The 10,897-nt window shown below is 72.5% G+C and carries 9 protein-coding genes; 7 read left to right on the top strand and 2 right to left on the bottom strand.

All coding sequences use genetic code 11. The annotated features are described in order from the left end of the window. The first annotated feature begins 157 nt into the window (after window positions 1–157). From ABCQ75_RS02100 to ABCQ75_RS02090, 3 genes are all read left to right on the top strand, one after another. Window positions 158–1,621, top strand: coding sequence for an L-serine ammonia-lyase (locus tag ABCQ75_RS02100; RefSeq protein ID WP_345882822.1), 1,464 nt, complete (start codon window positions 158–160; stop codon window positions 1,619–1,621). A gap of 102 nt (window positions 1,622–1,723) precedes the next feature. Then, window positions 1,724–2,881 (top strand): lipid II:glycine glycyltransferase FemX, encoded by a 1,158-nt coding sequence (locus ABCQ75_RS02095; protein ID WP_345882821.1) that lies wholly within the window; start codon window positions 1,724–1,726, stop codon window positions 2,879–2,881. Window positions 2,882–2,935: 54 nt separating this feature from the next. Beyond that, window positions 2,936–4,606: a threonine/serine exporter family protein gene (locus ABCQ75_RS02090; protein WP_345882819.1), complete on the top strand. Its 1,671-nt coding sequence runs from the start codon at window positions 2,936–2,938 to the stop codon at window positions 4,604–4,606. Window positions 4,607–4,609: 3 nt separating this feature from the next. Here ABCQ75_RS02090 and ABCQ75_RS02085 read toward each other — a convergent pair whose 3' ends face one another. Both ABCQ75_RS02085 and ABCQ75_RS02080 read right to left on the bottom strand, forming a co-directional pair. After that, window positions 4,610–5,446 carry a siderophore-interacting protein gene (locus tag ABCQ75_RS02085; RefSeq protein ID WP_345882817.1) on the bottom strand — a complete coding sequence of 279 codons (837 nt, stop codon included), beginning with the start codon at window positions 5,444–5,446 and terminating at the stop codon, window positions 4,610–4,612. A 28-nt stretch (window positions 5,447–5,474) separates the two neighbouring features. Next, window positions 5,475–6,146 (bottom strand): uracil-DNA glycosylase, encoded by a 672-nt coding sequence (locus ABCQ75_RS02080; RefSeq protein WP_345882938.1) that lies wholly within the window; start codon window positions 6,144–6,146, stop codon window positions 5,475–5,477. A 216-nt stretch (window positions 6,147–6,362) separates the two neighbouring features. Here ABCQ75_RS02080 and ABCQ75_RS02075 point away from each other — a divergent pair, with 216 nt between their 5' ends. The 4 genes from ABCQ75_RS02075 to groL all read left to right on the top strand — a co-directional run bounded on the left by ABCQ75_RS02075 (window position 6,363) and on the right by groL (window position 10,554). Next, window positions 6,363–6,734: a DUF3263 domain-containing protein gene (locus ABCQ75_RS02075; protein ID WP_345882816.1), complete on the top strand. Its 372-nt coding sequence runs from the start codon at window positions 6,363–6,365 to the stop codon at window positions 6,732–6,734. Window positions 6,735–6,777: 43 nt separating this feature from the next. Further along, complete coding sequence (locus tag ABCQ75_RS02070; RefSeq protein ID WP_345882815.1) at window positions 6,778–7,383, top strand: LytR C-terminal domain-containing protein; 606 nt, start codon at window positions 6,778–6,780, stop codon at window positions 7,381–7,383. A gap of 2 nt (window positions 7,384–7,385) precedes the next feature. Continuing rightward, window positions 7,386–8,627, top strand: a complete 1,242-nt coding sequence (locus tag ABCQ75_RS02065; RefSeq protein ID WP_345882814.1) for an ABC transporter substrate-binding protein — start codon at window positions 7,386–7,388, stop codon at window positions 8,625–8,627. A 298-nt stretch (window positions 8,628–8,925) separates the two neighbouring features. After that, a complete protein-coding gene (groL, locus tag ABCQ75_RS02060) occupies window positions 8,926–10,554 on the top strand; it encodes a chaperonin GroEL (RefSeq protein ID WP_345882813.1) in 1,629 nt (542 codons plus the stop codon). Window positions 10,555–10,897: the final 343 nt, after the last annotated feature.

The raw sequence follows: 10,897 nt of genomic DNA, 5'->3' as shown, positions 1-10,897 counted from the left end.
CCCCGGGTGCCCCCGGGGGCCCCCCCCCGCCCCCCCCCCCGGGGGGGGGCCCCCCCCCCCCCCCCGCCCCCCCCCCACGCCCGGGCAGGGACCCCGCAACGCCCGGGCAGGGACCCCGCAACGCCCAGAGTTTCAACGACCAGGAAGGAGGACGGCCATGGCTGTTGGCGTCTTCGAGCTCTTCTCGGTGGGCATCGGCCCCTCGAGCTCCCACACCGTGGGCCCCATGCGCGCCGGGGCCGTCTTCGCGCGCGAGCTGCGCGAGAGGGGCCTGCTTGACCGCGTCGCCTCGCTGCGCGTGGACGTCTACGGGTCCCTCGCGGCCACGGGCCACGGGCACGGGACCTTCACCGCCGTCCTCCTCGGCCTCGAGGGCTTCGAGCCCGAGGAGATCCTCCCCGAGCAGGTCGAGGAGCGCCTCGCCGCGATCGCCGAGACCGGCAAGCTCAACCTCGCCGGCGGCAAGGTCCTCCCGTACGGGGTGGAGGACATGGTCCTGCACCCGCTCACCGTCCTGCCGCGCCACACCAACGGGCTCAAGTTCAAGGTGTACGGAGCGGCTGGCGCATCCGAGGGCCGCGGGGCGGACGACGGCGGCACTGGCCCGGGTGCCGACGCCGCGCCGTCGCCTGAGGTGCTCCACGAGGCCACGTTCTTCTCTGTCGGCGGCGGCTTCATCGTCCGCGAAGGCGAGGAGGATGCGGCCCAGAAGGAGCTCGACGAGTCCAAGAAGGAGCTGCCGCTGCCCTTCCGCACCGCCGCGGAGCTGCTCGGCCGCTGCTCGTCCAAGGGCCTGTCGATCAGCGACATCATGCTCGTCAACGAGAAGGCCTCCCGCTCCGAGGAGGAGATCCGTGAGGGCCTGCTCCACATCTGGTCCGTCATGGAGGGCTGCGTCGAGTCCAGTCTCAAGCGCGAGGGCCTCCTGCCCGGCGGGCTCAAGGTCCGCCGCCGTGCCCCCGACTGGCACGAGCGGCTCCTCAAGGAGGACAAGGACCGGGACCCGATCTACTGGCAGGAGTGGGTCAACCTCATCGCCCTCGCAGTGAACGAGGAGAACGCCTCGGGCGGGCGCGTGGTCACGGCCCCCACGAACGGCGCGGCAGGGATCATCCCCGCCGTCCTCTACTACGCGCTGAACTACGCCCCCGGCATGGACAAGGCCACGCAGCAGGACAAGGACGACGTCGTGGTCAAGTTCCTCCTGGCCGCCGGCGCGGTCGGCGTCCTGTACAAGGAGCAGGCCTCCATCTCCGGGGCGGAGGTGGGCTGCCAGGGCGAGGTGGGCTCGGCGTCGTCCATGGCAGCCGCCGGCCTCGCCGAGGTCATGGGCGGCACCCCGGGCCAGGTCGAGAACGCGGCCGAGATCGCGATGGAGCACAACCTCGGCCTCACCTGCGACCCCATCGGAGGGCTCGTCCAGGTGCCCTGCATCGAGCGCAATGCGATCGCCGCTGCCAAGGCGATCAACGCCGCCAAGATGGCGCTGTGGGGCGACGGCACACACCGCGTCTCCCTCGACGAGGTCATCGTGACCATGCGCGAGACCGGCAAGGACATGAGCCACAAGTACAAGGAGACGGCGATGGGAGGCCTCGCGGTCAACGTGGTCGAGTGCTGAGCTGACCGCCGCCTGCGCCGCCGGCAAGTCCGGCGCCGTGGCCGCGGCAGCGGATGGCTAGACTGGCAGAGGCCTGCAGTCAGACCGAAGGGATCCGCGTCCGTGACCAGCTCCACCGCCGCACCGGCAGCCCGCACCTCGGCCCGCTTCACCGCGAGGTTCGCCACGGACGGGGAGGTCGAGAACTGGGACGAGCACGTCACCGCGAACCCGAACGGCGGCAACCTCCTGCAGTCGGCGGCCTTCGCCGCAGTCAAGCGGAACTTCGGCTGGGACGTCCGGCACCTCGTCCTCGAGCCGGCAGGAGCGGCCGCCACCGCGCCCGGGGAAGCCGGCGCCGATGAAGCACGCCCGAGCTACAACCTCGTCCTCGAGAAGTCCTTCCCGCTGCTGGGCCGCTTCTGGTACCTCATCAAGGGCCCGGACGTGGCCGGGGTCGAGGACGTCCCCGCCGCCCTCGAAGCCATCGGCGAGTTCACGCGCCGCGAACGCCTGAACGTGTTCGCCGTCAAGATCGAGCCGGACATCGTGGACTCCGAACAGGCCCGTGCGGTCCTCTCCGGCGCGGGACTCGTCAAGACATTCAACCTCCAGCCCAACGACTCCACCGCGCTGCTGGACATCTCCGAGGAGCCGAACAAGGTCCTCCGCTCGCTCCACTCCCGCGGCCGCAACGCCGTGCGCCGTGCCGAGCGGGAGGGGGTGCAGGTGGAGGTGGCCGAGCCCACGGAGGAGAACTACCGCGCCATGCACGCCCTCATGACCGGCACGCTCTCGGCCAAGTCGCGCAGCGGCACGCAGGTGCGCAGCTTCGAGTACTACCGCCAGTTCTGGACCGAGTTCACGCGGCGCGGCCAGGGCCGGCTGTACTTCGTGCACGAGAACGGCCGCCCCTCGGTGGGCGCGTTCGTCATAACCTACGGGCGCAAGGCCACCTACAAGGACGGCGGGTCGCTCCAGAAGCGCAGCCAGTACGGCGATTCCCACCTGGTCCAGTGGCAGGCGATCAACGACGCGAAGCAGGCCGGCTGCACCGAGTACGACTTCTGCGGCACCCCGCCCGCCGAGAAGCTCAAGGACACCTCCCACCCGTTCCACGGCCTGGGCCTGTTCAAGACGTCCTTCACCAAGACGGTCACGGACTTCGTGGGCTGCTGGGACTATGTGGTCGACCCGGTCCGCTACCGCGTCTGGACCGCGGTGGGGGAGAAGGCCGCGCGGCAGCTCTACACGCGCCGCACCGGCCAGCAGTTCTACTGACCCGCGCCGGTACGCCGAGCGGGCAGCGCACCGAGCATCCAGACGAGAGGGCGTATGGCTGAATTCGAGCGCCGAGACGGCACCGCCGGGAGCTCCAACGGGGACATCCCCGCGGGGGCGATCCCGAAGATCACCCCCGTCGCGTTCACGGCCGCGGATGCCTCCGGCGAGGACAGCGGCGGGGGGCTGACGACGGCGGCCGGGCACTCGGCGTCGTCCGCCCCCGTCGCGCCGTACACGCCGCAGGAGGGCGAGGCGCCGGCGGTCCACGCGACGGGTCCCGCAACGCCCGTCGCCGAGCCGATCACCGCCTCCCAGATCCGCGCGAACGCTGCCGCAAAGCGCGTGCTCGCGCGCCTCATGCGGGGCGAGAACCCGCCGACCGCGCCGCTGAGCATCGTGGACCGGCTTGCCGGGAGCCCCTACGCGAACCCGGCGATCCCCGCCGGGCCGGACGAGTCGGCGCGGCGCACGCTGGACTTCGCGCTCGAGCTCGCCGAGACCATGTTCCGGTACGGTGCCGGGGCGCTGGAGGTCGAGTCCTCGATGATCGCGGTGACCGCGGCGCTCGGGCTCCGGCACGTCGAGGTGGACATCACGAACCAGTCCGTCACGATCAACTACTCCCCGCACGACCAGACCCCCATCTCGCTGCTGCGCGTCGTGCGGTCCTGGACGAGCAACTACGCGGGCCTGACCCTCGTGCACCAGCTCGTGAGCGAGATCGCCACGGGCGGCGTGGGGCGGGACGAGGCGGTGCGGCGCCTCCAGGCGATCACGCGCCGTGCCAAGCCGTTCCCCAAGTGGTCCGTGACGGCCGCGTTCGGCGTGTTCGCCGCGGTGTTCGTCGGGGTCCTCGGGGGAGGGCAGCTGGCCTCGCTCATCGCGTTCGGCTCCAACCTGCTCATCTCCGTCGTGGCCCGGGCCCTCGGACGATGGCGCATCCCGGACTTCTTCGTGACCCTCGCGAGCTCGTTCCTCGTCACGATGATCGCGCTGCTCATGTACGCCGCGCAGCTGCCCATCGCACCCGCGATCGTGGTGGTGGGCGGCATCCTCCTGCTCCTGCCCACGGCAAGGCTCGTCTCCGCGACGCAGGACGCCATCAACGGCTTCCCCGTCACGGCGGCGGGCCGGTACCTCTCGGCGTTCCTCACGTTCGCCGCGCTCGTCTCCGGCATCGCCGTGGCCACCGCGGTGGGGGAGCTGACCGGGATCCAGCGCATCGACGTCACCGAGACGTTCCCGCCGGTCTACCCGTACGTGGTCGAGGTCCTGCTCATCGGAGCCGCAGTGGCCGCCATCGCCGTGACCGAGCAGACCGCGAGGCGGCTCGTGCTGCCCACCGCGGCCGTGGGCATCGCGGGGTACCTCGCCCTCACGGGCGTGGGGCTCCTGGGCGTGGGGGACCGGATCGCGCCCGCGGCGAGCGCGATCGTCATGGGCTTCCTCGCGCGCATCGTGGCCCTGCGGCTCGGAGCGCCCCAGCTCGTGGTCGCCGTGCCCGCCGCGCTCATCCTCCTGCCCGGCCTGACGATCTTCCGGTCGATGTACATCGCCACGGTGGACGCCGACCAGATCGGCACCGGGGCTGGAGGCATGCTCACGGCCATGGCGATCATCCTCGGCGCGGCGGCCGGGATTGTGCTCGGCGACAACCTCGCCCGTCCCTTCACCAAGAACGTGGCCTCCCTCGAGCGGCGGCGCCGCTCGCGGAGGCGGTGACCGTCACACCTGCCCGATGGGGAGCTTCTTCTCCGCCTGGAACTGGTCCTCGACCCGGCCGAGGGCCCAGTACCCCGAGAGGGAGAGCTGCTCGCGCGGCACCCCGCGCTCCTTGAACACGGCCCGCAGCTCCTTCATCGCCCCGCGCTCGCCGTGCGCGAACACGTGCGGCGTCCCGTCGGGCCACGTCGACTCGGCCACGGCCTCCGCGAGGACAAGGGTCTCCCCGGCCGGGAAGCCCTCGCGGGAGAGCCAGCGGAGCTCGACGCCGTCCGGGGCTGCGAGCTCGATGACGTCCTCGCCCGAGCCGACCTCGAGGAACGCCAGTCCGCGCGCGTCCGCGGGCAGCGCCTCGAGCGCCGCCCCGATGGCAGGAAGCGCGGACTCGTCCCCGGCGAAGAGGTGCCAGGCTGCGTCCGGAGCAGGTGAGTACGCGCCGCCGGGACCGGTGGCCACGAGCCGGTCTCCCGGCTGGGCGGCCGCCGCCCAGGGGCCCGCGAGGCCCTCGTCCCCGTGCACCACGAAGTCGAGCGTGAGTTCACCCGCGGCGGCGTCGAACGCGCGGACCGTGTACGTCCGGGTCACGGGCCACTGGTCCCGCGGGAGGGCCTCCTTGAGCTCCGCGAGGTCCACCGGGCCGTCCGGCCATACTCCGCCCGGCAGCTGCACTGGGAAAGCGACCTTGACGTACTTGTCGGTGAAGCCGTTGTCCGCGAACGCCGCGAAGCCCGGCCCTCCGGCCACGATCCGCACGAGATGGGGGGAGAGCCTCTCGGTCCGGGAGACGACGAGGTCGAGTGTGGGCCGCGGCTTCTTGGCCGGCCGGTCGGGCAGAGTCATGGGCCAAGGCTACCGAGCCTGCGCCCGTCTACGCCCAGCGCACCGGCTCGGCCCCCTGCTCCGCGAGCAGCGCATTGGCGCGGCTGAACGGGTGGGAGCCGAAGAAGCCCCGGGAGGCGGAGAGCGGCGAGGGGTGCGCGGAGGCGATGATCGGCGTCGTGCGCAGCAGGGGTGCCACGGACTGCGCGTCCCTGCCCCACAGGATCGCGACGAGCGGCAGGCCGCGGCCGACGACGGCGCTCACCGCCGCGTCCGTGACTTCCTCCCAGCCGAGCCGGCGGTGCGAGCCCGCCGCGCCTGCCCGTACGGACAGGACGCGGTTGAGCAGGAGCACGCCCTCCGCCTCCCAGGGCGAGAGGTCGCCGTCATGCGGGGCGGGGACGCCGAGGTCCGCGGTGAGCTCACGGTAGATGTTCGCGAGGCTGCGCGGGAGCGGTCGAACGGCCGCGTCGCACGCGAAGCTCAGCCCTATCGGGTGCCCCGGCGTGGGGTACGGGTCCTGCCCGATGACGAGCACGCGCACGGCGGAGAGGGGCCGCGCGAAGGCGCGCAGGAGCCGCTCGGGGGAGGGGAGCACGACGGCGCCGTCCCCGGCTTCCGCCGCGAGCGCGGCGAGTGCGCGGCGCAGCGCGGTCTCGGCCGGCGCGAGGGCCTGAACCCACTCGGGGTGGACAAGGTCCGACAGGGGAGCCGCGGTCATCGTCTCCAGGGCCCGTGCGGCCTCAGCAGGGTCCATCGCGGCGGCGCCAGTGCCCGCGAGGGCCGTGCGGGAGCCTGGAGCCGGGACGGGAAGGTCGAAGAGCGGCTCGGAATCCATCACCGTGCCAGTGTGCCAGAGGGGTGCCAGAGGCGTCCCGGCTCCCGGCGCGCGCGGGAAATGACAGCCCTGTAGTTCGTTTCTCCTAGACTGGAGGCCATGTCCGCAGCAGCACACAGTACGCAGGAGACCGGCGTCCAGGAGACCAGCGTCCAGGAGACCAGCGTCCAGGAGACGGGCGAACACGAGCTGGACCTCGATCCGCACGGGCGGCCCACGGCGGGCCTCACCGAGCGGGAGGTGCAGATGCTGGCCCTCGAACGGGGATGGTGGAAGTACGCCGGGGCCAAGGAGCAGGCCGTCCGCGAGCTCTTCGACCTCTCGGCGACGCACTACTACCAGCTGCTCAACGCCCTCATCGACACCGAGGCGGCGCTCGCCCATGACCCGATGCTCGTCAAGAGGCTGCGTAGACTGAGGACGTCGCGGCAGCGCGCACGCACTGCCCGCCGGCTCGGCGGGAGCGCCTGACCCGGCCGTCCCCCAGCCGTCACGACAAGGACCATACGCACGCATGAGCACGTACCCCCGCGACGAATTCGATGCGGTCCCCGAGTCCCCCCGCCGCCAGGGCGTGCACCGGGCCCGCGCCAACGGCGGCGGCCGCCGAGGCCTCGTCTGGATCCTCGCGGCCGGCATCGCTGCCCTGCTGATCGGCGCCCTGGCCTTCTTCGTCCTGCCTGGCCTGGTCGGAGCCCAGAAGACCGCGCCGGCCTCGTCGTCGGCCCCGTCCAGCGCCGCCCCGACGCCGCCGGCGGAGAGCTCCGCGCCGGCCACCGCGGCGCCCACCAAGGAAGCAGCCCCGACCCCGACACCCACGCCCACGCAGGCTGGGCCGACCGTGGACCGCACCCTCGAGGTCGGCGTCTACAACGCCACCGGCACTGCGGGCCTCGGCGCACGCGTCGGGGACACGGCGCGCGCAGCCGGCTGGAACGTCACCGCGGTAGCCAACTGGGGCGGCAGCCCGGTCGCGTCCCCGGTGGTCTACTACCGTGACGCGAAGGACGCCGCGGCCGCCCGGGCACTGGCCGCGGACCTCGGCATCAGCGAGGTCTACGAGGCCAGCGCGCTCGGCATCCCGCTCGCCGCGGTGCTCGGCCCCGGGTACGCGGGCTGAGCATGGCCCGCGTCCCCTCCCGCGCCGGGCGGCGCCGGCTCGGTGCCGCCGCCGCGATGGCGTGCGCCCTCCTGGCCACCGCCTGCACCAGCGGGGGAGACGCGCGCACGGCCCAGCCCGGCCCGTCCGGGGACGGGGTGCTGCGGATCGGCCTGCTGCTGGACAGCACGGGAGGCTCTGCGTACCTCAACGAGGCCCAGCATGCCGCTGTCCTCGCCGCGGTCCAGGAGGCCAACAGCGCGGGCGGCCACGCCGGCGCCCCGATCGAGCTCATCGACCCTGAGCCCAGCGAGGACACCGCGGAGGCCGCGCGCCGGCTCGTCGACGCGGGCGCGGACGTCGTGATCGGTCCGACCGACTCCTCGCGCGCACCGGCCGCGATCGACGTGCTCTCCCGCGCCCACGTCCCCCTCATCTCACCGGCCAACGAGTCCGCGCAGCTGAGCTCCTACCCGAGCTCGGGCTACTACTTCCGCACAGCCGCGCCGGAGACGGCGGCGGGCGCCGCCCTCGTCGAGCTGGCCCGCTCCTCGGGGGCGGCGTCCGTCGCCGTCCTGCACCAGGAGGGCGAGCGGTCCGGGGCGATCGCCCAGGGCGCCGCCGCAGCGCTCGGGGCCGCCGGGCTCGAGGACGCCGGCAGCGCCGAGTTCTCCGGGCACGACGCCGGCCCAGCGGCCCTCGCTGCGAGCGGCGCGGACGCGGTGGTCGTGATCGCGGAGGCCGACCAGCAGGCCGTCGTCGCCCAGCTCGCGGATGCAGGCGTGCGCGGCGAGCGGCTCGTCCTCTCGGAGGGGCTCGTGCGCAGGTACGGCACCGGGATCGCCTCCCGTGCGCTCGAGGGCGCCCGGGCCGCGGTGCCCGGCGTCTTCCCCAGCCCCGACTTCCAGGCCGCCGTGCTCGAGCAGGACGAGGACCTCACGGACATGGCCTTCGCCGCGGAGGCGTATGACGCGGCGGCGCTCGCCGTCCTCGCGGCGGGGGAGGCCGCGGACGACGGCGGTGCCTCCATCGCCGCGAAGCTCACGGCCGTCTCGGGCGGGGCGGGCGGCGACCGGCAGGCGTGCACCTTCGTCACGCAGTGCCTCGCGCAGCAGGAGGAGGGCAAGGCGGTCGACTACCAGGGCCAATCCGGCCCGATCGCCTTCGACGCCCACGGGGACATCACGCAGGCCGAGTTCATGGTGCTCCGGTTCGGACCGGACAATGACCCCGCCCAGGCGGGGCGGGTCGCCGTCGCGCGCTGACCGCGCGAGGCGAGGGCCCGGCGTCGTGCGCCGACGGCCCGGGGCACCGCCCAGCTGCCGCCTCCATCTTGCACTCGGAGGGGTCGAGTGCTAAAGATTGACCTAGCACTCCCGTAGCCCGACTGCTAACCGCCAGGGCCTCGTGAAGCCTCGACGGCGCAGTCGTCCGCGGGAGGAAGGGAACACCTCGCTGGGGTGAGGCACCGGCTGACCGGACACGGGAGGCGGGGGCCGGCCGTCGCGGGCGCTGCAGCAGGTGGTCACACCGAACGACTGTCCCGAAAGGACTCACGCCGTCATGGCCAAGATCATTGCATTCGACGAGGAGGCCCGCCGCGGTCTCGAGCGCGGCCTGAACCAGCTGGCCGACGCCGTCAAGGTCACCCTCGGCCCGCGTGGCCGCAACGTCGTCCTCGAGAAGAAGTGGGGCGCCCCCACGATCACGAACGACGGTGTCTCCATCGCCAAGGAGATCGAGCTCGACGACCCGTACGAGAAGATCGGCGCGGAGCTCGTCAAGGAGGTCGCCAAGAAGACCGACGACGTCGCTGGCGACGGCACCACGACCGCCACTGTCCTCGCCCAGGCGCTCGTCCGCGAGGGCCTGCGCAACGTCGCAGCCGGCGCCGACCCGCTCTCGCTCAAGCGCGGCATCGAGAAGGCCGTCGCCGCTGTGACCGAGGAGCTCCTCGCCTCCGCCAAGGAGATCGAGACCAAGGAGGAGATCGCCGCGACCGCGTCCATCTCCGCCGGCGATACCCAGATCGGCCAGCTCATCTCCGAGGCCCTCGACAAGGTGGGCAAGGAGGGTGTCATCACCGTCGAGGAGTCCAACACGTTCGGCCTCGAGCTCGAGCTCACCGAGGGCATGCGCTTCGACAAGGGCTACATCTCGGCCTACTTCGTCACCGACGCCGAGCGCCAGGAGACGGTCCTCGAGGACCCGTACATCCTCATCGTGAACTCCAAGATCTCCTCGGTGAAGGACCTCGTCGCGGTCCTCGAGAAGGTCATGCAGACCAACAAGCCGCTCCTCATCATCGCCGAGGACGTCGAGGGCGAGGCCCTGGCCACGCTCATCGTCAACAAGATCCGCGGCACCTTCAAGTCCGTCGCCGTCAAGGCTCCGGGCTTCGGCGACCGCCGCAAGGCCATGCTGACCGACATCGCCATCCTCACCGGTGGCCAGGTCATCGCCGAGGAGGTCGGCCTCAAGCTCGAGAACGCCACGGTCGAGCTGCTCGGCAAGGCCCGCAAGGTCGTCGTGACCAAGGACGAGACCACGATCGTCGAGGGTGCCGGCGACGCCGACCAGATCGCCGGCCGCGTGGCCCAGATCCGCGCCGAGATCGAGAACTCGGACTCGGACTACGACCGCGAGAAGCTCCAGGAGCGCCTCGCCAAGCTCGCCGGCGGCGTCGCCGTCATCAAGGCGGGCGCGGCCACCGAGGTCGAGCTCAAGGAGCGCAAGCACCGCATCGAGGACGCCGTCCGCAACGCGAAGGCCGCCGTCGAGGAGGGCATCGTCGCCGGTGGTGGCGTGGCCCTCATCCAGGCCGGCGCCAAGGCGTTCGCCAACCTCTCGCTCGAGGGCGACGAGGCCACGGGTGCCAACATCGTCAAGGTTGCCATCGACGCCCCGCTGAAGCAGATCGCCTTCAACGCGGGCCTCGAGCCGGGCGTCGTCGTGGACAAGGTCCGCGGCCTGCCCGCCGGCCACGGCCTCAACGCCGCCACCGGCGTGTACGAGGACCTCCTGGCCGCCGGCGTCAACGACCCGGTCAAGGTGACCCGCTCGGCGCTGCAGAACGCCGCGTCGATCGCCGGCCTCTTCCTCACCACGGAGGCCGTTGTCGCCGACAAGCCCGAGAAGGCCGCCCCGGCCGGCCCGGGTGCCGATGAGATGGGCGGCATGGGCGGCTTCTGAGCCCCCATCCGCTCCGGCTACCCGGCCCCCGCGGCTGACGGTGGTTCGCACGACGGCGGGGTCCCCACTTCCGTGGGGGCCCCGCCGTCGCCGTCCCCACCCGTTTCCGGTACAGACATCCGGGCGATTGACCCTTTCGGGTACAGCACCCCTGGGCACTCGGGCGTTCCATGGGATGAGCAGAAATCGTGCCCCTTCCCGCGTCAGACGCCTGCGCTCGTTCGTCCTTCCGGCACACGCACGACGGCGGCCGGCGCCTTCCTCAGTGGAGGCGCCGGCCGCCGTCGTCGACTGGGAGGGCCGGTACCCGAAACGCCCTAGGGAGGGGCTATGTGTACCCGAA

The organism is Sinomonas halotolerans (assembly GCF_039615075.1).
In the GTDB taxonomy this organism is placed as follows: Bacteria; Actinomycetota; Actinomycetes; order Actinomycetales; family Micrococcaceae; genus Sinomonas; species Sinomonas halotolerans.
This window is presented reverse-complemented; position numbering and strand designations above follow the sequence as displayed.

Excerpts from the sequence above, each read along its gene's own strand:
- ABCQ75_RS02075 (WP_345882816.1), top strand. The coding sequence starts at position 6,363 with ATGTCCGCAGCAGCACACAGTACGCAGGAGACCGGCGTCCAGGAGACC.
- ABCQ75_RS02100 (WP_345882822.1), top strand. The coding sequence starts at position 158 with ATGGCTGTTGGCGTCTTCGAGCTCTTCTCGGTGGGCATCGGCCCCTCG.
- groL (WP_345882813.1), top strand. The coding sequence starts at position 8,926 with ATGGCCAAGATCATTGCATTCGACGAGGAGGCCCGCCGCGGTCTCGAG.
- ABCQ75_RS02070 (WP_345882815.1), top strand. The coding sequence starts at position 6,778 with ATGAGCACGTACCCCCGCGACGAATTCGATGCGGTCCCCGAGTCCCCC.
- ABCQ75_RS02065 (WP_345882814.1), top strand. The coding sequence starts at position 7,386 with ATGGCCCGCGTCCCCTCCCGCGCCGGGCGGCGCCGGCTCGGTGCCGCC.
- ABCQ75_RS02080 (WP_345882938.1), bottom strand. The coding sequence starts at position 6,146 with ATGACCGCGGCTCCCCTGTCGGACCTTGTCCACCCCGAGTGGGTTCAG.
- ABCQ75_RS02085 (WP_345882817.1), bottom strand. The coding sequence starts at position 5,446 with ATGACTCTGCCCGACCGGCCGGCCAAGAAGCCGCGGCCCACACTCGAC.
- ABCQ75_RS02090 (WP_345882819.1), top strand. The coding sequence starts at position 2,936 with ATGGCTGAATTCGAGCGCCGAGACGGCACCGCCGGGAGCTCCAACGGG.